This window comes from Anabaena sp. FACHB-1391 (genome assembly GCF_014696755.1).
In the GTDB taxonomy this organism is placed as follows: domain Bacteria; phylum Cyanobacteriota; class Cyanobacteriia; order Cyanobacteriales; family Nostocaceae; genus Dolichospermum; species Dolichospermum planctonicum.
The window spans coordinates 35,951-56,529 of sequence record NZ_JACJQS010000017.1; the positions used below are offsets into that span (position 1 = coordinate 35,951).

Genomic DNA, 20,579 nt, shown 5'->3' on the forward strand with positions numbered 1-20,579 from the left:
TCCCCGATTTCTTCAAGAAGTCGGGTATCTGGTTGAATTGGTGTATAATTAAATTAAGAAATTCTTGATTTTTTTCCATTACCAATTATGAATAACGAATTTTACAATCGGGGATTAGAAAAAGCCCAACAAAAAGATTATACTGGTGCTATAGCAGATTTTAACTTGGCTATTCAGGAAAATCCTAAATTTACCAAAGCATATATCCAACGGGGTTTAGCATATTATGATTCAGGAGAAATTTTGCCAGCTGTTTATGATTATACCACAGCTATAAAGCTGGATGAATCTATTCCAGAAGTTTTTTACTGTCGAGCTTTGGCTAGATTAACATTAAAAAATTTTCCTGGTGCTTTAGATGATTTAGACAGCGCAATTCGTCTTAATTCTAATTATGCTGCTGCTTATGATTTACGGGGAATAGTAAGACGAAAACAAGGGGATATTCAAGATGCAATTAATAATTTTAAAAAAGCAGCTAAATTATATTTAGAACAAAAAAACAAAGAAAGATGTCAAGCCTGTTTGCAGAAAATTCAACAGTTACAACCACCTGAAAAAACGCAAATAACTAAATCTACACCTCTATCTATTATCTCTAAAAATCAATATTTTCATCAATTATTAGCAAAAGCAGAAAATGGAGAAACACAAGAAGCAATTGCTGATTTAAATTGGGTATTAAAAACTGATCCAAATGATGGAAAAGCTTATTGTTTTCGGGGAGTAATCCAGTGTAAAATTGGTAATTATCAAGACGCTATAGCCGACTTTAATTATGCAATAAAACTAAATTTTCAAGACGCAATTGTTTATAGAAATCGCGGAAAAGCACGTTTCCAAATTGGTGATTATCAAGGTGCATTATCTGACTTAAACCAAGCATTGAAAATGCAGCCACAAGATCCTTTAGTTTATGTTGCTAAAGGTAATATTTATCGGACTATGGGTGATTATCTCCACGCAATTCAAGATTATAGTCAAGCATTGGAAATTCATCCTGATCATGCTCCAGCATACTATAATCGCGGTCTGGCCTATACATTGTTAGAAGAAATGCAAAATGCTGTATCCGATTATCAAAAAGCAGCTAGTATTTATTGTGAACAAGAAGACTGGGAAAATTACCAAGAAGTATTAAATAATTTACAAAAAATCCAAACATCTAGTCCCGAAATCAAAAATCAGAAATATGAAGTTTTACGTCAGCGACTTTTGCGTTTAGTGGGGGGACACTGGGAAATAGCAGAACGCTTAATTCAACAACAAGAATATCATGAGCCGGGAATGTCAGATGATTGGTATTTACAAAGAGTAATTGAGCAGTTGGAGAAAGAACGCAACTGATAATTAATTCAATATTCTCGATTTATTCAAAAAATCGGGAATCTATATTTTTATATCAATTTAGTTAATTTATTTACAGCATAAATAAAGATTTGATGAAACCTGGTCATTAGGTATAGCGGTTTATCATAATTGCTCGTACAATTTATTTTTATAAATCCACATTTTGATTTAAAGGAAGTAAGATAACCGAAAAAGATATAAATTATCATCTAAAATTTCCATTAATACCATCATAGGTTTTAGATTTAAAATCTTCAATGATTGAATCTAAAATCAGCTTAAAAAGCCAGAACTTTACCATAAATCAAGTAGGATATATACCAATGACTAATATTTATCAGACAATTCCTAGTGCAATTTTTCAGCAAAAGTTTGTTTGTAATCGTTTAATTGCAAAACCGGAAGGTTTTATAGATTTTCCTAAGTCAGAGATTGAGCAATCTATTCCTCAACGATTTGAACAACAAGTTAATAAATATCCTCATGCTATTGCTATCAAAACCAATAATCAAATCCTGACCTACAGACAATTAAATGAAAATGCTAATCGGTTAGCAAATACAATTCTCTCCCAAAGAGGAGAACAACCAGAAGTAATTGTCTTATTGCTAGAAAAAGGTGCAGATTTCATTACAAGTATTCTGGGAGTTTTAAAAACAGGTAAAATCTTTGTTCCTTTAGATCCCACATTTCCCGTTGATAGACTTACTTATATTATTGAAGATTCCCAATCCGTTGCATTCATTACTAATAATTTGAATTGGGATTTAGCCAGGAAATTAGCTAATAATTGTCAATTATTTAATATAGATAATATTAAAGACAATATTAATAGCAATAATTCTGAGAAAAATCCTCTGATTAAAATATCACCAGAAACACTAGCTTATATAATTTACACTAGTGGTTCAACCGGTAAACCTAAAGGAGTAGTGCATAGTCATCGAAATTCTTTACATTACTGCATGAATGATACAAAAACCTTATTAATTAGCCATCAAGATCGTGTAGTTTTCCTCTATTCCTGTAGTGCATTGGGAGGAATATTATGTATTTTCTACACTTTACTTAATGGTGCTAGTCTCTATCCTTTTAATGTCAAAGAGCAGGGATTAACTAATTTAGTAAAATGGCTAATTACATCAGAAATTACTATTTATCATTCCTTTACAACCCTATTTAGACATTTTGTAGAGATCCTGACAGATACAGAACAATTTCCTAAAATTCGTCTAGTTAAATTAGGTGGTGAAGCTACCTTAATTAGAGATGTAGAAAACTACAAAAAGTATTTTTCTGCAAATTGTATTTTATATGCCAGTTTAGGTGCAACAGAAGCAGGAACTTTTTGTAATTTCATAGTTGATAAAAACACGAAAATTGCAAATAGTACCATACCTATGGGCTACCCAGTTCAAGATATGGAAGTTGTCATTTTAGATGAAAATGGCCTAGAAGTTAAAAATGGTAATACTGGAGAAATTGCTCTAAAAAGTGAATATTTAGCTCTGGGTTATTGGCAAAAACCAGAATTAACCCAAACTGTCTTTTTACCAGATATTCAAAATAGTAAAGAAAGAATTTACCGCACTGGTGATTTAGGCTGTATTCAATCTGATGGTTGTTTAGTTCATAAAGGTAGAAAAGATTTTCAGGTAAAAATTAGAGGTTTCCGTATTGAAGTTGCAGAAATTGAAATGGAATTGCTGAAAATTCCTCATCTTCAAGAAGCAGTGGTCGTAGCTACAGAAGATATCCCAGAAAATAAACGTCTCATAGCCTATATTGTTGCCAAAAAACAACCAGCACCTACTACTAAAGAAATCCGACAACATTTACAAAATAAACTACCCGAATATATGCTTCCTAGTGCCTTTATTTTTTTAGATACTTTGCCATTAACACCCAATGGTAAACTAGATAGAAAGGGACTAGCCGCATTTAATTTAATTAAACCCGAAGGGACTGAAAACTTTGTTAAGCCCCAAAATGATATAGAAAGTCAGTTAATCAAAGTTTGGGGAGATTTATTAGGTGTTCAACCCATTGGTGTTCAAGATGATTTTTTTGAATTGGGGGGAAATTCCTTATTAGCAGTGCGATTATTTGCTGATATAGAACATAGATTTGCTAAAAAATTGCCCCTAGCAGCTTTGTTTCCGTCAGCTACAATAGCAGCAATAGCCCAAATTATTCACCAAGAAACAGTTTTAGAAAACACTCCCAAAGCCAATTATTCATCCTTAGTGAAAATTCAACCCCACGGGACAAAACCACCCATATTTATGATTCATCCTTTAGGGGGAGAAGTGTTATGTTATCGCAATTTAGCCAGACATTTAGGATTAGAACAACCCTTGTATGGACTCCAACCACAAAAACCAGATCAAAAACGGTTTCCTGTAGTTCGGGTTGAAAACATGGCCTCCCAATATCTTCAAGAAATTCAGACTCTTCAACCTCAAGGACCTTACTTTTTGGGAGGATATTCTTTTGGAGGTATTATTGCTTATGAAATAGCTCAACAACTCCACCGTCAAGGTCAAAAAGTTGCATTTTTAGCTATGTTAGATACCTGTCGTCCCGGTTATAAGCGACGGTTATCATTCCTAAAACGAATTTATTTACATCTTAATTATATCAGACAACGCAGATCTAACTATATTTCTCACAAGGCTAAAAGTTTCTACAAACACACTAAGTTTTATATGAAACAAATTTTTCAACATTACTTACGACTTGTTACTCAGATATTTAATCCCCGGACACCTAAAATAAATAACTATTTACACAGGGATGATATTTATACTCAAGCTATGAATACATATACCTTTCAACCTTATTCAGGTAAAGTAACTCTCTTTCGCACAAAAGATGAAAATCGGACGGATGCTATAGGTATGGAATATGACTCAAAATTTGGTTGGGATGAAATAATAATTGGTGATTTAGATGTTAAATATATTCCCGGATCTCATCTTTCCCTTCTTGATGAACCTAATGTCAGGGTATTGGCCAAACAAATGAAAATCTGTTTGCACAAAGCCCAGAATCTAGAGTAGAATTTTACTCAAAATTGGATGACAAAGAAAATATTGTCTAGGTTTTTGTTACAATTAATTAAGTTTTTACAGCAAAATACCACTATGGCTTTATACGCAGAATTGCATCGGCATCTAGGTGGTTCAGTTGTACCTCGTGTCCTCTGGCGATATTTTCAGCGTCACAATACTGAGTTAATTTCTCCCTTTGCTGAATATCCAGAATTTGAAGATTTTTACACCCGTCCCCGTAATACATTGGATGAGTATCTAGAACTACATACTTTGGTAGAAAGTGTCCAAACGGTGGAAACCTTACCCTACTTTATTTACCGCTTATTGCGCGGTGCTTATATTTTTGAGAATTTGGCTTATTTGGAATTACGTTATACCCCATATTTACGAACTCCTGAACATTTGAGTCAAAATCAGAGAATTGATAAAATGGCGGAAATTGTGGATATTGTCGGTAAATCTAGTCATATCCCCGAATATCCCATTATTACCCGTCAAATCCTCTGTATGCACTCCCGTTTACCTTTCGAGGTAAATCAGGCCATTATTGATTTAGCAGCGCGAAATAGGGAATATGTTTGCGGCATAGACGTGGCAGGAGGCGATCGCTATTATGCTGAAAGGATGGCAGAATGGATACATTTATATAATTATGCCCATTCATTAAATATTAACACCACAGGGCATCTTTATGAAACTCAAGATGGTTGTTATCCAGAATTGCTACCCTATTTAATGCGAATTGGTCATGGTATTCAAATTCCTCTTTTGTATCCTGAATTACTTCCAGAAATTGCTAAAAGAGGACAATGTTTAGAAGTTTGTCCCACAACTTATTTAAAAACAGGCACTTTGCAGGATATTCGTCAGCTAAAATTAGTCTTTGACCGATGTTTTGCAGCAGAAGTTGATATCGCCATTTGTACGGATAATGCCGGGCTGCATAATATGCGTCTACCCTTTGAATATGAAAATCTTTTGACTTACGACATTATTAATTTTCAACAGTTACAAGCTTGTCAAAATGCAGCCTTTCGTCATGCTTTTGCGTGGCCTCATAGTCAACATCCAGCATCTTTGTTAACTGAGATGTTAAAGTAGATATTACCTTGCTCAATTGTCAATTCACCAGTAACAGTTGTTTAATAGCAGGGATAATTAATTTTTTGGCGTTACATAATGCAGGTATGAGTTATGTTTCCCGTAAAGGCGCAAAGTTTGATCTCTTGAATTTTCTTTTAAGTTTAAAGGGTGACTTGAAAAGTATTTTTATTAACCACAAAAGCCTCAAACCCTAACCGGGTTTTCAGGTCTCTCCCATAATCAAAGTTTTTCCCATTCTGTTTTTACTCAGCCTGTTGAGTGGAAGCCACCTCCCGACTCCCGACCCCTTTTTTATTTTCATCACTTGTGTTATTACAGATAAAAATGACTCAAGTTGTATAATTAACCCGTCTGCTCAATCAAACAACTATTTTGAGTATTGGCGAGTAGTCCATTTATTTTAGCTTAATTAGGGATGTATGTGGCAACAACAAAAAAAAGATAGTGTAATTATCAATCTGGCTTTATTAATGTCCATAACTACCAGCCCCATGGTAGCAAGTTTCTTAATTTCCGCACCAGTCCAAGCAGAATCCCAGACTCATACTCCGGCCTTTTCCCTGCCGCAAACGGTAGAAAATGGCACAATAGTTAAAATTGACGGTTCGGCTAACTTTCTCACCCTTAACCAAACCTTAAAAGAAAACTTTGAAAAACAGTTTTCGGGAACTCAGGTAGAAGTTGCTATCAATGGCAATGAAGAGGCATTAAAAGCGATTTTAGATGGTAAAGTTGATCTCGCAGCCCTTGGTCGCCGACTCACCCCAGAAGAAAAAGCACAAGGTTTACAACAAATACTGGTGCGTCGGGAAAAAATCGCTATCATTGTTAGCAACCATAATCCCTTTCAAGGTGGCTTAACTACTGAACAGTTGGCGAAAATTTTCCGAGGGGAAATTACAGACTGGTCACAAGTGGGGAATGCTCAAGGTAAAATTAGATTGATAGATCATCCCGACCATAGTGATACTCGTGCTTCCTTGAGCGAATATCCAGCATTTAAATCCGGCCAATTTGCTAACGGAAATGCTGTACAAATGCTAGACGATAATACAGCCAATATAATTAAAGAATTAGGTGATGATGGCATTAGCTATGTTTTAGCAAATCAGGTTTCTAAATTGCCTGCGGTGCGAGTCTTGAAAATACAGGACTTCTCACCAGACACTGTGGAATATCCTTTTTACCAGCCTTTTGTCTACGTTTATCAACAAAATCCCAGTCCAAAAGTTAAGGATTTTCTCGGATTTATTTTAGCTAAACCCGGACAGGAATCTATAAAAGCTGCTAGACAAGCAGAAGCACTTGCTATTATGTCGAGTCAATTACAAACTGTTACCACTCCTACCCTAACCTCGACAGAAATCTCAACAGCAACCCCAACAGCAACTTCTACAATTGATCAAAATCCATCTTTATCACCTATTCCCACAAGCCCCGCTACAGAGCAACCTATAGAAACTGGGGGTGAAATACAGTTGGTAAATCCCTTTAGTGACCCTTCAATGCTCACTAAAAATATCGGGTTTTTGCTGCTATTACCCTTATTTTTGATTGTTGGTTTAATTAGTTGTTTACCTTTGTTGTGGGGAAGAAAAAAGCGATCGCTAAATGCAACAACTGAATCAAATTCAAATATATTAGATTCAGAAGATTTAGAGGATGACTACCTCTTTCAAGAAGCAACCAAGGAAACCCTAGACGCAGCTATCCCACCAACTACAACTAACAATCATAATGGACTCAACGGTAATCACTCTCAAGAGGACATTTTTCCACAAGCAACAGCAGCAAATAATCTAGCTCTCACCCAGACAATTTCCCCAAAGGATCAGATAAAGGAAATTAATGAACTTGATTTAGACTATAATGGCACAATGTGGGATACAGAAGCTCCTGTGATTGTCGTCAATAATCATTATCCACCAATCCCAAGTATTCATCACGATCTAATTGACTCAGACATACCCATAGATGAATTTACCAATTCTCTACTAGAAACATCCGAACCACTAACATCAACATCATCTGATCAAAAGACCATATCTTTATCAGAATTGCTCAATAGACCTCCTGCTCCAATTAGAGAAGATAAATATATCTCTTTATCAGAATTACTCGGTATATCCTTTCCACCAAATCACCAATCACCACCCGATCAAAATTTATTATCCGATTTACCATTAAATCTGGAAGAGGCTTTAAATTCGATCACCAATGACATTGAACCCAATATACCTGAGATAGCAGAAGAAATATTACCGACTCCATTCCCTTCTACAACCACAGATGAAAACATCGCAATGGAGTTAGATGCAGAAATAGCAGCTTGGACTACTATTAACCAAATCAATGCTGATGAAAATACCAGAATTATCTTCACACCCCGCACTCCCAAATGGGCTTATGTATCTTGGTATATTTCTGATAGCGATAAGTTGAAACAAGCCATAAATCATCAAAAGATGTTAAAGAATCAAGGATTTATGACTTTGGCTGTACGTCTCTATGATGTTACTAACCTTGACCTTAGCTATCAGTTTCCTGAATTGGTGCAACAATACGAATGTGAAACCGCAATTCATGATTGTTATATACCTATTCCCAAAGGTGAACGTGATTACATGACAGAAATTGGTTATTTAATTAATGATCATCAGTGGTTATGTCTGGCTCGTTCTGGTACAGTTCACGTCTTCAGTAGTCCTAGTACAGATTTCTGGTTTGTCGTTGATACCGAATTAGTGATTTATGGTGCAACAAAACAAGATGCAATTGTCACTATTGATGGTCAAAATGTCAAACTCAATGCTGATGGTACATTTAAGGTATCTCTTCCTTTTGTGGATAATTTGGTTGATTATCAAATGACTGCTACTTCTGCTAATGAAGAAAATACTAAAACTATTTACCAAAAGTTTTTTCAGGAACAGAAAGAGAATTAATGGCAATATTACCTATTTATAGCTGTAGCCATCAAGATTAAGACATAAACCATAATGACCAGACTTGATAGTAAAGACTGCCCAGCAAAAGTGGTGGAAGCAGCGTCCTAATTAACCTAGCTACAGCTATAGCCAAAAAATTAGTTAAAAAACCACCCCTCAGCACTCTAGGGGTGGGTAACTCATCAATTACATAAATTATGGATTTGGGACAGTATCAAATTAGAACATACCCATACCACCCATACCACCCATACCACCCATACCGCCCATACCACCCATACCGCCCATACCGCCCATACCACCCATACCGCCCATACCGGCATCAGGGGCAGCGGCTTGTTTCTCAGGTTTTTCGGCGATAATAGCTTCAGTGGTGAGTACCATACCGGCAATAGAAGCGGCATTTTGTAAAGCAGAACGAACCACTTTGGCAGGATCAATGATACCAGCAGCAATTAAGTCTTCAAATTCCCCAGTCGCTGCGTTATAGCCGATATTTAAGTCAGTTTCCCGGACTCTGGCCACAATTACAGAACCTTCTACTCCGGCATTGTCTGCAATTTGTCGCAGGGGTGCTTCTAAGGCTTTTTGGACGATATCAGCGCCAATTCTTTCTTCAGGGGAGAGTTTGGCTTTAATTTCATCTACCTTACTAGATAGATGAATCAATGTTGTACCACCACCGGGAACAATACCTTCTTCTACAGCTGCTTTAGTGGCATTAAGTGCGTCCTCAATTCGTAGTTTTCTGTCCTTGAGTTCGGTTTCTGTGGCTGCACCAACTTTAATCACAGCAATACCACCAGCTAACTTAGCAATGCGTTCTTGCAGTTTTTCGGTATCATAATCGGAATCAGTTTCTGCCAACTGTTTCCGAATTTGAGCAATTCGTTTTTGGATTTCTGGTTTAACAGTGCTACCAGCGACAATTGTAGTGTTTTCTTTGTCAATGTTGATTTTTACAGCAGTTCCCAACATTTCCAAGGTAGCGGTGTCTAAGCTTAAACCAATTTCCTCAGAAATTAATTGCCCATCGGTGAGAATAGCAATATCTTCTAGCATAGCCTTACGGCGATCGCCAAAACCAGGAGCTTTAATGGCAGCTACAGCCAACACACCACGAGATTTATTCACAACCAGAGTTGCTAAAGCATCACCGTCTACATCTTCAGCAATAATTAGTAAAGGTTGACCTGAACGGGCAACTTTTTCCAATATAGGTACTAAATCTTGGATGCTGCTGATTTTTTTATCGGTAATCAGGATGCGAGCATTTTCAAATTCTACTGTCATCCGTTCGTTATTGGTGATGAAGTAGGGAGAAATATAACCTCTATCAATCTGCATTCCTTCAACTACTTCTAATTCAGTAGTGAGAGATTTAGATTCTTCCACGGTAATGACACCATCTTTTGTCACCTTTTCCATGGCCAATGCCAGCATATTGCCAACTTCAGCATCATTTCCAGCGGAAACTGTGGCAACTTGAGCAATAGCACTTCCTTCTACTGGTCTAGAAATTTTGGCAATTTCTGCTACCAGTCCCTCAACGGTTTTATCAATACCCCGTTTCAAACTCATGGGATTTGTTCCCGCTGCAACATTCTTTAAACCTTCCTTAATCAAGGCTTGTGCTATAACTGTGGCAGTGGTAGTGCCATCGCCAGCTATATCTTTAGTTTTCGATGCTACTTCCTGAATCAATCTAGCACCAGTATTTTCTAAAGGATCTTCTAATTCAATTTCTTTGGCAACAGTAATACCATCGTTAACAATTTGGGGAATACCAAATTTTTTTTCCAATAGAACGTTCCGTCCTTTTGGACCCAAAGTGATCTTCACCGCATCTGCTAGGGTGTTAATACCCTTTTCTAAAGCACGCCGTGATTCTTCATTAAATGCAATAACCTTGGCCATGTTTTATTTCTCTATATACTTCCATTAGACAATTTAGCACTCACTGACCAAGAGTGCTAATCCCTTTGCACAATTTATTTTATTTCACAATTTAGATGCACAATCAAAATCCCAAAATACATTACCATTAGCAGTTGATACTAATATTTAACTATAAAACCCATGATTGTCTTGGGAGCAGATGAATCTAGAAAACTTCCTTATATCCCTTGGCATTGCTAAACCTAGCGGCTCCGGCTGGTTAGCTGTAGTGTTTACATTTCTATTAGCTTCAGGTGTCACCTGGTTTTTAATTCCCACAATTCGCAAATTTGCCTTAGAGGTAGGTTGGGCAGACCAACCCAATGCCCGACGACTGAATCAAGAACCTTTACCTAATGCCGGCGGTTTGGCAATTTATGCGGGTGTAATTGCGGCTTTGGTCTTAGCTAGTCTCTTGCGGCCAATTGAAATCCAGGGCGTTTTGGCTCAAGTCTTAACCATTCTCCTGGGAGGTTCAATTTTAGTTCTGGTTGGCTTTATTGATGACCAATTTGGTTTACCTGCCTCTGTGCGGTTATGGGCTCAGGTGACGACAGCACTTTTGTTAGTTGGTAACGGGATCAGTATTAAAGTTATCTTTGGTACACCAGTTGATTCTCTCTTATCTATGGCCTTAACGGTACTGTGGGTAGTAGGAATCACTAATGCCATTAACCTCATGGACGGTATGGATGGTTTAGCTGGTGGTATCAGTTTTATTACTGCTATTAGTTTATTAGGAGTTTCTGCCCAATTTGATAATCGTGCGGCTGCTACTTTAGTTTTAGCGGCTTTGGGAGGGGCCGCATTGGGTTTTTTACGCCATAATTTTCACCCCTCACACATCATTATGGGTGATGCTGGAGCATACTTTTTTGGTTATGTTTTAGCAGCAACCAGCATTTTAGGTAAACTTCAACAAAATACTGTTTATGCCCTCATACCTACAGTTTTATTTCTGTTGTTGCCAGTTATTGACACTACTCAAGTGTTTATACGCCGGATCATGGCCGGAAAAAACCCTTTGAGTACACCTGGTAAAGACCATCTGCACCACCGTTTGTTGGCTTGGGGACTATCCCAACGCAATGCGGCTTTTATCTTATGGTCCATTACTTTGGGTTGTAATTTACTGGCTATGAAAATCCAGGGTATGAGTTTATCTGTAATCCTGGCTACTGCTGCTGGTATTATCTTGCTGTTAGGCTTTACTGTTTGGCAAAGAATACTGAATAATCGCTAAAAATGATTATAGGCATAGATCCCTGACTTCTTTGAAAAGTCGGAGATCTGGGTATGAGCGTATTATCAAACTACATCACCATGCCACCGTCAACATTAAATACTTGTCCAGTGATGTAGGCTGCTGCGGGATCAGATGCTAAAAATCTTACCATGCCGGCAATTTCTTCCGGTTGACCAAAACGCCCCAAGGGAATATATTGTAAAATTCCTTCGGCTTTAATATCGCTGGTCATGTCAGTGATAATAAAACCCGGAGCAACGGCATTTACAGTAATTCCACGGGAAGAAAGTTCTTTGGCTACGGTTTTGGTAAAACCAATCACACCCGCTTTGGCGGCACTGTAATTGGCTTGTCCAGGATTGCCCATTTGTCCAGCTACGGAAGCAATATTAATAATCCGCCCTGAACGTTGTTTAAGCATAATTTTACTGACTGCTTTTGTACATAAAAATACGCCAGTTAAATTAATGTCTATCACTGCTTGCCATTCTTCTAATTTCATTCTTAGCAGCAGGGTATCACGAGTAATTCCGGCGTTATTAACTAGGATATCCACTCGCTGGAACTTTTCTAAGGTGGTTTTAATCAGTGTATCTACTTGATTTTCTTGAGACACATCTCCTTGAATAGCAACTGCTTCACCTCCGGCTGTGGTAATTTCTGCTACTACTTGATCTGCAGCTGTGCTAGAACTAGTGTAGTTAACAACTACTTTTGCACCTTCAAAGGCTAATTGTAAAGCGATCGCTCTGCCAATCCCTCGTGATGCACCAGTGACAATTGCTACCTGATCTTTTAATAAACTCATCTCATTTTCCTCAATCTTTGGAGATATCGCGCTCATTATTTTATGGTAATTTGGTGAGGAGATCAGATATTTTCTGAATCCATTATGTTTCATCGCATCTGATAAAACAGACTCAAAATCTTTTCATTCACAAATTTTAATAACAACACGGCAAATATTTATGATATAAGTAAAGTACGGTATTCCTACTTAAAAACCGTAGATTATTTGCAGAGGTGTAGCACCAGTGGGTATAGTAGTAGAAAACGTTTCTAAACAATTTGGTAGTTTCCAGGCCGTTGCACAGGTAAATCTGGAAATTCAAAGTGGTTCTCTTGTGGCTTTATTAGGTCCATCTGGATCTGGTAAATCTACTTTATTACGGTTAATCTCTGGTTTAGAAATGCCAGATACAGGTAAAATTATTCTGACAGGGAAAGATGCTACTTATCAAAGTGTGCAAGAACGAAATATTGGCTTTGTCTTTCAACATTATGCTCTATTTAAACATTTAACTGTTCGTAAAAATATCGCTTTTGGTTTGGAAATTCGCAAAGCTCCGCAAAAGAAAATTCAAGGTAAAGTAGAACAACTACTAGAATTGGTGCAATTAAGCGGGTTAGGCGATCGCTATCCTTCGCAATTGTCTGGGGGACAAAGACAACGGGTAGCATTAGCTAGAGCATTAGCGGTAGAACCCAATGTACTATTATTAGATGAACCTTTTGGCGCACTTGATGCTAAAGTCCGTAAAGACTTACGAGCTTGGTTGCGTCGTCTGCATGATGAGGTTCATGTTACCACAGTTTTTGTTACTCATGATCAGGAAGAAGCAATGGAGGTTGCTGATGAAATTGTAGTTATGAATAAAGGTAAAGTTGAACAGGTAGGAACACCAGCACAGATTTATGATCATCCTGCATCAGCATTTGTCATGAGTTTTATCGGTCCTGTGAATATATTACCTAGTTCTGCTAAAATTTTCCAAAGTAGTGGATTTGAGTCAACACATCCAGAAACATTTTTGCGTCCTCAAGATATCATCATTGAAACAGTTGCTAATGGGACCACAGTACCAGCTATAGTTAGCAGAATCATTCATTTAGGTTGGGAAATTCAAGTAGAATTAACCTTAGATGATGGACAAATGATGACAGCCCATTTAACACGGGAACGGTTTGATGAATTAAAGTTAGAACCACAAGAAAAAGTTTATGTCAAGCCTAAAGAGGCTAAATCTTTTCCCCTTTATTATTCAATATAAAAAGAGAGAATGTAAAGCCAAAGATTAGTAATGTAAGGCAAGCAAATAGTAATGTAAAGCCAACGATCAGTAATGGATCATAAATAATTGACAATTGACAACTGTAAATTATCAATTATCAACTATCAATTAGTAATTAGATGAGAGATTTTGCCTTTTCAGACTCTTTTCCTAAACCAACCAACTGAGTGCTAAGTTCCCACATTCGTTTGCCTTTTTCGTCATCTCGTGCTTGGGGAGAAACTTTCTGTACAAAAGATGTTCTATCCTTCTTTTGACGATTTCCCCAACTCCAATAAATACCAGATTGCTTGTATTCAGGGTCAGCTACTACCATAGCAACACGTTCTCCTGATAATTCCTCAGAGACAAATCCCCCAGTAATATATTTTTGGAACAGAGGGAAAAGTTTTTGAAACTGAGGGTAATGATTACGGAATAAAGCCGTTGTGGCTACACAACCAGGATAGAGAGAACTGAAAGTAATACCAGTTTTTTCATGAAAACGGTTATGTAGTTCGCGCATAGTTAGCACATTGCATACCTTACTATCTTTGTAAGCCTTGACTGGTTCAAACTTCTTACCGTTAATCATTGTAATTGGGTCTTGGAAACCTGCTGCAAAACCCTCAAAATTACCCAAATCTGGACGAGGGGGAATTTTGCCACCCAATTCATCTGGGTTATGGGTAACAGTTCCTAGAATTACTAATCTTTTATCAGTGGCAGATGACTTTTGCAAATCTGGTAACATGAGATTACACAGTAGGAAATGTCCCAGGTGATTTGTAGTGACAGTTAATTCATATCCTTCGGGAGAAAATAAAGGCTCTTTGATTAAAGGCATATAAATAGCAGCATTGCAAACTAAAGCCTCTAAACTTCTACCAGTAGCCCTAAAATTGTTGACAAATTGTCGAACGCTTTCTAAAGAGCCTAAATCAATGTGCATGAGTGTGTAGCTATTTGCAGGTATTTCCACGCTTTTAGCAGCTTTTTCGGCTTTGATTAAATCACGACAAGCCATAATAACGTGCCATTGTCCTCTATTAGCGAGAGCCTTTGCTGCTTGTAAACCTACTCCTGAAGAAGCACCTGTAATGATTACGGTTGACTGACGATTTTGTTCCATTTGTTTATATTGCTTCGATGATTGTTGAGTTTAAAAAAACAGTGTATATGATCTTGATGATCTCATACTTTTGAAATTTCTATGGTAATGAGTAATTGGTAATGGGTAATGGGTAATTGGTAATTGGTAATGGGTAATTGGTAATGGGTAATGGGTAATTGGTAATGAGTAATGGGTAATTGGTAACTGACAAATTAAACAATTTTTGGTTTTTGTAAATGCCAATTAGTTGATTGTTCATAAGCATAAGCTACTTGGAAAAGTTGCTCCTCTCCCAAAGCTTTGCCAACTATTTGTAGCCCAATTGGTAAACCTTGACTATCAAAACCACAAGGTAAACTAATCCCTGGTAAACCAGCTAAATTAGCGGGAATAGTCATTAAATCATTCAAATACATACTCAAAGGATCGGTAGTTTTTTCTCCGGCTGTAAATGCGGTAGTGGGTGCAGTGGGAGAAATTAAAACATCTACTATTTCAAAAGCTTTTTCAAAGTCTTGTTTAATTAAAGTGCGGACTTTTTGCGCTTTCAAATAATAGGCATCATAATAACCAGCGGAAAGGGCATAAGTGCCAATCATAATCCGGCGTTTGACTTCCGCTCCAAAGCCTTGAGAACGAGTCCGGGTATACATTGATAAAAGATTGTCCGCATCAGGAGAACGTAAACCATATTTAACGCCATCGTAACGGGCTAAATTAGCTGAGGCTTCCGAGGGGGCGATAATGTAGTAGGTTGGTAAACCATAGCGGAAACTGGGACAGGAAATAGGATGAATTTCTGCACCTAATTCTTGTAGTTGTTCAATAGCTTTAGTAACAGCAGCTTCTACTTGAGGATCTAAACCTGCACCAAAGGTTTCTGTAATTACACCAATTCTCAATTTTTTGCCAACTTTGAGATCCGGTTTTAAACTAGCTGCATAGTTAGGAATTGGGACCTTGAGACTAGTAGAATCTTGGGGATCATAACCTGCGATCGCACTCAATAATATAGCTGCATCTTCTACACTGCGTCCAAATGGTCCAATTTGGTCGAGAGAAGAAGCATAGGCCACCAAACCATAACGGGAAACTAAGCCATAGGTCGGTTTCATCCCTACCACACCGCAGAAAGACGCAGGTTGACGAATTGAACCTCCGGTATCAGAACCCAGAGAAACCACACATTCATCTGCTGCTACTGCTGCGGCTGAACCACCGGAAGAACCACCGGGAACACGGGATAAATCCCAAGGATTAGCGGTAACTTGATAAGCGGAGTTTTCTGTAGAACTCCCCATAGCGAACTCATCTAAATTAGTTTTACCTACCATGACACCCCCAGCGTCAGCTAGTTTTTGGGTGACGGTAGATTCGTAAGGGGGGACAAAATTTTCTAAAATCCGCGAAGCGCAGGTGGTGACAATCCCTTTTGTACATAAGTTATCTTTAATGCCGATGGGAATCCCCGCTAACAGTCCAATTTCTTCTCCCGCAGCGACTACTGCATCCACAGCACGAGCTTGTTTTAAGGCTTGTTCTGTCGTGACAGTGAGGAAACTGTGCAGTTTTGGTTCTAACTCTTGAATCCGATTTAATGCTTCTTGGGTAATTTCAACAGCAGAACGTTCTTTAGTGATTATCTGTTCGTGCAATTCGCGGATGGATGCCATAATTGTTATCTTTAAGGAATCAAGTCATTGATTTTAGCATTTCCAGGGCTGGGGATTGGGGAATTTGCGTCTCTACAGTAGATTTTTTGCCCCTCACCCAGAGGTGCAGAGACGCAAAGAGAGTTTTGAGAGTTTAGTTATAGTCCTAAAGCGATTATTGCCATAATTACAAAAAGTTGCTAACATTAAGGTATAACTAAAGTTATACCAAGTTATGAAAACAGCAATTTCCATTCCTGACCCTCTTTTTGAAGCTGCTGAACAATTTGCAAAACATAAAGGCTTATCCCGTAGTCAGCTTTATGCTGTAGCACTTCAAGAGTATTTGCGATCGCATAAACCGGATCAAATTACTGAACAGTTAGATGCTGTATATGCCGATGAAGATAGCAGTCTTGATCCATTGTTTGTCAGTCTACAAGCCCATACAATATCAGAGGAAAATTGGTGATGCAGCGAGGTGAAATTTGGTGGGCAGAACTGCCCATACCTGTTGCTTCTGAACCAGGATATCGTAGACCTGTTTTGATTATTCAATCAGATGAGTTTAATAGGAGTCGAATTAGAACTGTGATTGCTGCTGTTCTCACAACTAATCTGCGATTGGCCCAAGCTCCAGGAAATATTTTACTAACAACAGATGAAACTGGTTTATCCCAAGATTTCGTTGTGAATGTTTCCCAAGTAATTACTGTGGATAAGTCATTTTTAATAGAGCAGGTAGGACAGGTAGATAATAGCGCAATGTTGCTTATTAATGAAGGTCTTCGTTTAGTTCTAGCTTTATAGTCAGATTATTAGTAAACTATCAAGTCACTCTCTCAACTACAAATCATGAATATTAATGCCTCTATTATTGATCAACGTTTGCAATCAGTGACTGATGCCATTCGACAACGGGCTGCTGAAGAATTAAATATTAATGATGCCGGTAAACTTAAATCCTTAGCATTTGTATATTTTTGTGTGCAAACAATTCTGGATTTAGAAGACTCTAATACCTTTGATTGTTTGACCGAAGGTGGTGGAGATTTTGGTGTGGATGCTATGCACATTTCTGAAGAATATGATGGTGAGTTTACAGTCAGTTTATTTCAGGTAAAGTATGTAAATAATCTAGAAGGTAAGACTAATTTTCCTGAAAATGGCATCACGGCTCTCATTAATGCGATTCGATTTTTGTTTGATCCCACTGCAAAATTAGAGCATATTAATCAACGCTTACTTGCGAAAGTAGAAGAAGCCCGGAGTTTAATTCGGGATGGATATATTCCCCAGGTGCGGGCATTAGCTTGTAATAATGGCATAAAATGGAACGCGTCATCTCAAGAAGCAATTGATCGATCTGGATTCGGTGATCAGGTGACATGGGAACACATCAATCATGAACATCTGATCAAAATTCTGCAAGCTTCCAAACCAGTTAAAGATACTTTACAACTAAGTGGCAAAGCTGTAGTTGAAGATATGAATTTCAGTCGGGTGCTGGTGGGCAGAATTTCCATAACTGAAATTGCGGCTTTGATTGAGCGACACGGAGAACGCTTGTTAGAACGCAATATCCGCCGTTATTTAGGGCTGCAAGGCAACCGGGTCAATGAGGGTATTCGGGACACTTTAAACAGCGATGAAAAAAACAATTTCTATTTTTATAATAATGGCATTACTTTAACTTGCGACAGTTTTTCCTATAACGCGCTGCAAAATGGTGATTATCAGGTACGAGTTGAGAACCTACAAATTATTAATGGTGGTCAAACCTGTATGACCATTTTTAAAACTCTTCAGCAGCCAAATTTCTTCGGGCAAAATACTCAAGCTTATGTTTTAGTTCGGCTTTATCAATTACCTACTGATAATGATGATTTAGTCCAAAAAATTACTTATGCTACCAATAGTCAAAACCCGGTGGATCTGTATGACCTGCGAGCCAATGATGAGCGACAGCGGCGGCTAGAAATGGATATCCAACAATTGGGATTTAATTATCGCCGTAAACGGTCAGATACAGCCACTAAATCCACAGATATTACTTCGGGTGTAGCGGCTGAGGCGATACTAGCGGTTTGGCGACAAAAGCCTCATCAAGCTAAGTTTTTCACTCGTGAGCATTTTGGTAAACTGTATAATGTAATTTTTACTGAGCAGTTGAATGGCGCACAAGTCGTAATCGCTGTACAGTTGTATAGAATTGCTGAAAAGCAACGCAAACGACCAAACCCAAATGATCCTGCTTGTGTCCGTTATGCTTCGTGCTTTATTGCTATGCAAATGGGGCGAAGACTTCTCAAAAAAATGAATCTACAAATGAAGGAAATTGACCACCGTAATTTTGAAGATGTAACTCAGTTGATTAATCAAAATGGGGAGAATTATTTCCATGATTCAGTGCGAGATGTTCAAAAGGCACTTCAGGTGCTTTACGGAAGCCAGGAAATTTCTTTACAACAACTTTCTGCCACTTTCCGACGCGGTGATTTAATAGAGAAACTTCAGCAGATGGAAATTCATTAAATATATTCCTATGAATGACAAACTCCAGACCGAAACAGACAATCTACAAGAAAACACTAATGTGGAAATAAGTCCAGAACCAGAAACCGAAAAAGTTTTATGTCCCCATTGTCAACGCACTGCTACAAATGGTATTAAATGTAAAGGCATTTGTGTGGCTGATAATGACTATTAAGGTGTAAATAAACAAATTTAGAAAAACTAAGTAATATGGTTAAAATAATTTCCCGGAAATATGTCGGTCAAGCCAATGTTTATGATATTGGTGTGGAAAATGACCATAATTTTGTGATTAAAAATGGTTTTGTCGCTGCTAATTGTTTCAATAAATCTCACTCTACTGCTTACGCTTACGTCACCTATCAAACAGCATATTTAAAAGCAAATTACCCATTGGAATATATGGCCGCGCTGTTAACTGCTAATAGTGGTGATACTGACAAGGTACGGAAGTATCTTGATAATTGCTCTAATATGGGTATTGTTATTGATCCACCTGATGTTAATCGCTCTGGTTTAGATTTTACTCCCATAGATGACAAAATTTTATTTGGATTTTCGGCGGTACGAAATGTGGGACAAAATGCGATCGCCTCAATTTTAGAAGCAAGAGAACAATCAGGAGAATTAGTCCCATTTAAATCTCTCGCGGATTTTTGCGACCGTGTTGATTTACGAGCTATGAACCGACGTACTTTAGAATCACTAATTAACTGCGGCGCTTTTGATAAAATTGAACCTAACCGCAACCAATTAATCCATGATTCGGAATTAGTTTATGAGTGGGCCCAATCCCGTGCTAAAGATAAGGCTAGTGGACAGGGAAGCATTTTTGATTTATTAGGAAGTGGATTTGCAGGTAATAATAATCTAGTTCAAAAAAACACTTTTGAATCTGCTCCGAAAGCTCCTCCTGTTAATGATTTACCACCTCAAGAAAAATTACGAATGGAAAAGGAATTATTAGGATTTTATTTATCAGACCATCCTCTCAAATCTATCAGACAATCATCGTCAGTCCTTGCACCAATTAATTTAGCACAACTGGGTGAACAAAAGGATGATTCTATCCTTTGTGCGGTAGTAATGTTGAATAATGTTAAAAAAGTAATGACAAAAAAGGGTGAACCAATGGCAATTTTGCAAGTTGAAGATTTATCTGCTGCTACGGAAGCTATTGTTTTTCCTAAAACTTATGAACGCATTAGTTCTATACTGGCAGTTGATGCTAGATTAATTATTTGGGGTAAGGTAGATCGTCGTGACGAACAAAGTCAATTTATTCTGGAAGATGCAGAAACTGTAGAAATGGTAAGAATGATTTTATTGGAACTTAGTCCACAACAAGCGGGGACTATTGAAGAACAACATCGTCTAAATACAATTCTTAAAGCCCAAGCTGGAGATAAGGATAATAAATCAAAAGTACCAGTAATTGGCATCGTTCAAGCAGGAAATCATCGAGAAATTGTCCGGTTTGGTAGACAGTTTTGGGTACAAGATTCGGGAACAGCATTGCAAGCATTACAAAATGCTAATTTTCACGCTGATATTAAACAATTAACTAGTGGTTAAGCATAAACAT

General features: G+C 37.7%; 16 protein-coding genes. 11 read left to right on the top strand and 5 right to left on the bottom strand.

The annotated features are described in order from the left end of the window. Nucleotides 1–87 precede the first annotated feature (87 nt). The 4 genes from H6F62_RS10250 to H6F62_RS10265 all read left to right on the top strand — a co-directional run bounded on the left by H6F62_RS10250 (nt 88) and on the right by H6F62_RS10265 (nt 8,455). Nucleotides 88–1,347, top strand: coding sequence for a tetratricopeptide repeat protein (locus H6F62_RS10250; protein ID WP_190371962.1), 1,260 nt, complete (start codon nt 88–90; stop codon nt 1,345–1,347). 326 nt (nt 1,348–1,673) lie between these two features. After that, complete coding sequence (locus H6F62_RS10255) at nt 1,674–4,412, top strand: amino acid adenylation domain-containing protein (protein WP_190371963.1); 2,739 nt, start codon at nt 1,674–1,676, stop codon at nt 4,410–4,412. Between the two features lie 84 nt (nt 4,413–4,496). Continuing rightward, nucleotides 4,497–5,507 carry an adenosine deaminase gene (locus H6F62_RS10260; protein WP_137908865.1) on the top strand — a complete coding sequence of 337 codons (1,011 nt, stop codon included), beginning with the start codon at nt 4,497–4,499 and terminating at the stop codon, nt 5,505–5,507. 422 nt (nt 5,508–5,929) lie between these two features. Beyond that, on the top strand, nt 5,930–8,455 hold the full coding sequence (locus tag H6F62_RS10265; RefSeq protein ID WP_190371964.1) for a substrate-binding domain-containing protein: 2,526 nt from the start codon (nt 5,930–5,932) through the stop codon (nt 8,453–8,455). Between the two features lie 222 nt (nt 8,456–8,677). On the opposite strand, the gene groL is transcribed toward H6F62_RS10265, so the two are convergent. Further along, nucleotides 8,678–10,375 (bottom strand): chaperonin GroEL, encoded by a 1,698-nt coding sequence (gene groL / locus H6F62_RS10270; protein WP_190371965.1) that lies wholly within the window; start codon nt 10,373–10,375, stop codon nt 8,678–8,680. Between the two features lie 181 nt (nt 10,376–10,556). On the opposite strand from groL, the gene H6F62_RS10275 reads away from it, so the two are divergent. After that, nucleotides 10,557–11,639, top strand: a complete 1,083-nt coding sequence (locus H6F62_RS10275; protein ID WP_190371966.1) for an MraY family glycosyltransferase — start codon at nt 10,557–10,559, stop codon at nt 11,637–11,639. Nucleotides 11,640–11,709: 70 nt separating this feature from the next. Here the strand turns inward: H6F62_RS10275 and fabG are convergent, their stop codons facing one another. Then, nucleotides 11,710–12,450 carry a 3-oxoacyl-[acyl-carrier-protein] reductase gene (fabG, locus tag H6F62_RS10280; RefSeq protein ID WP_190371994.1) on the bottom strand — a complete coding sequence of 247 codons (741 nt, stop codon included), beginning with the start codon at nt 12,448–12,450 and terminating at the stop codon, nt 11,710–11,712. A 226-nt stretch (nt 12,451–12,676) separates the two neighbouring features. Between fabG and H6F62_RS10285 the strand changes: the two genes are divergently transcribed. Further along, nucleotides 12,677–13,693: a TOBE-like domain-containing protein gene (locus H6F62_RS10285; RefSeq protein ID WP_190371967.1), complete on the top strand. Its 1,017-nt coding sequence runs from the start codon at nt 12,677–12,679 to the stop codon at nt 13,691–13,693. Between the two features lie 136 nt (nt 13,694–13,829). Here the strand turns inward: H6F62_RS10285 and H6F62_RS10290 are convergent, their stop codons facing one another. From H6F62_RS10290 to gatA, 3 genes are all read right to left on the bottom strand, one after another. Continuing rightward, the gene (locus H6F62_RS10290) at nt 13,830–14,825 is read right to left on the bottom strand and encodes a protochlorophyllide reductase (RefSeq protein WP_190371968.1); all 996 of its coding nucleotides are present in this window, start codon (nt 14,823–14,825) and stop codon (nt 13,830–13,832) included. Nucleotides 14,826–14,904: 79 nt separating this feature from the next. Beyond that, on the bottom strand, nt 14,905–15,018 hold the full coding sequence (locus tag H6F62_RS10295; protein ID WP_190371969.1) for an alpha/beta hydrolase: 114 nt from the start codon (nt 15,016–15,018) through the stop codon (nt 14,905–14,907). Between the two features lies 1 nt (nt 15,019). Further along, nucleotides 15,020–16,480, bottom strand: coding sequence for an Asp-tRNA(Asn)/Glu-tRNA(Gln) amidotransferase subunit GatA (gene gatA / locus H6F62_RS10300; RefSeq protein WP_137908847.1), 1,461 nt, complete (start codon nt 16,478–16,480; stop codon nt 15,020–15,022). Nucleotides 16,481–16,694: 214 nt separating this feature from the next. On the opposite strand from gatA, the gene H6F62_RS10305 reads away from it, so the two are divergent. The 5 genes from H6F62_RS10305 to H6F62_RS10325 are packed head-to-tail and all read left to right on the top strand — an operon-like array spanning nt 16,695 to nt 20,569. Beyond that, entirely contained in the window at nt 16,695–16,931 is a 237-nt protein-coding gene (locus H6F62_RS10305; protein ID WP_137908846.1) for a ChpI protein, read from the top strand. Next, entirely contained in the window at nt 16,931–17,269 is a 339-nt protein-coding gene (locus tag H6F62_RS10310; protein WP_277878590.1) for a type II toxin-antitoxin system PemK/MazF family toxin, read from the top strand. The genes H6F62_RS10305 and H6F62_RS10310 overlap by 1 nt, the downstream gene beginning before the upstream one ends. A 45-nt stretch (nt 17,270–17,314) precedes the next feature. Then, nucleotides 17,315–18,994: an AIPR family protein gene (locus H6F62_RS10315; RefSeq protein ID WP_190371971.1), complete on the top strand. Its 1,680-nt coding sequence runs from the start codon at nt 17,315–17,317 to the stop codon at nt 18,992–18,994. Nucleotides 18,995–19,004: 10 nt separating this feature from the next. Beyond that, complete coding sequence (locus H6F62_RS10320; protein ID WP_190371972.1) at nt 19,005–19,169, top strand: hypothetical protein; 165 nt, start codon at nt 19,005–19,007, stop codon at nt 19,167–19,169. Nucleotides 19,170–19,204: 35 nt separating this feature from the next. Next, on the top strand, nt 19,205–20,569 hold the full coding sequence (locus tag H6F62_RS10325; RefSeq protein WP_190371973.1) for an OB-fold nucleic acid binding domain-containing protein: 1,365 nt from the start codon (nt 19,205–19,207) through the stop codon (nt 20,567–20,569). Nucleotides 20,570–20,579 lie beyond the last annotated feature (10 nt).

Bases quoted from the DNA above. Each gene is read 5' to 3' on its own strand.
- H6F62_RS10265 (WP_190371964.1), top strand. From the start codon at position 5,930: ATGTGGCAACAACAAAAAAAAGATAGTGTAATTATCAATCTGGCTTTA.
- H6F62_RS10290 (WP_190371968.1), bottom strand. From the start codon at position 14,825: ATGGAACAAAATCGTCAGTCAACCGTAATCATTACAGGTGCTTCTTCA.
- H6F62_RS10320 (WP_190371972.1), top strand. From the start codon at position 19,005: ATGAATGACAAACTCCAGACCGAAACAGACAATCTACAAGAAAACACT.
- H6F62_RS10305 (WP_137908846.1), top strand. From the start codon at position 16,695: ATGAAAACAGCAATTTCCATTCCTGACCCTCTTTTTGAAGCTGCTGAA.
- H6F62_RS10310 (WP_277878590.1), top strand. From the start codon at position 16,931: ATGCAGCGAGGTGAAATTTGGTGGGCAGAACTGCCCATACCTGTTGCT.
- fabG (WP_190371994.1), bottom strand. From the start codon at position 12,450: ATGAGTTTATTAAAAGATCAGGTAGCAATTGTCACTGGTGCATCACGA.
- gatA (WP_137908847.1), bottom strand. From the start codon at position 16,480: ATGGCATCCATCCGCGAATTGCACGAACAGATAATCACTAAAGAACGT.
- H6F62_RS10275 (WP_190371966.1), top strand. From the start codon at position 10,557: ATGAATCTAGAAAACTTCCTTATATCCCTTGGCATTGCTAAACCTAGC.
- H6F62_RS10250 (WP_190371962.1), top strand. From the start codon at position 88: ATGAATAACGAATTTTACAATCGGGGATTAGAAAAAGCCCAACAAAAA.
- H6F62_RS10255 (WP_190371963.1), top strand. From the start codon at position 1,674: ATGACTAATATTTATCAGACAATTCCTAGTGCAATTTTTCAGCAAAAG.
- groL (WP_190371965.1), bottom strand. From the start codon at position 10,375: ATGGCCAAGGTTATTGCATTTAATGAAGAATCACGGCGTGCTTTAGAA.
- H6F62_RS10315 (WP_190371971.1), top strand. From the start codon at position 17,315: ATGAATATTAATGCCTCTATTATTGATCAACGTTTGCAATCAGTGACT.
- H6F62_RS10260 (WP_137908865.1), top strand. From the start codon at position 4,497: ATGGCTTTATACGCAGAATTGCATCGGCATCTAGGTGGTTCAGTTGTA.
- H6F62_RS10325 (WP_190371973.1), top strand. From the start codon at position 19,205: ATGGTTAAAATAATTTCCCGGAAATATGTCGGTCAAGCCAATGTTTAT.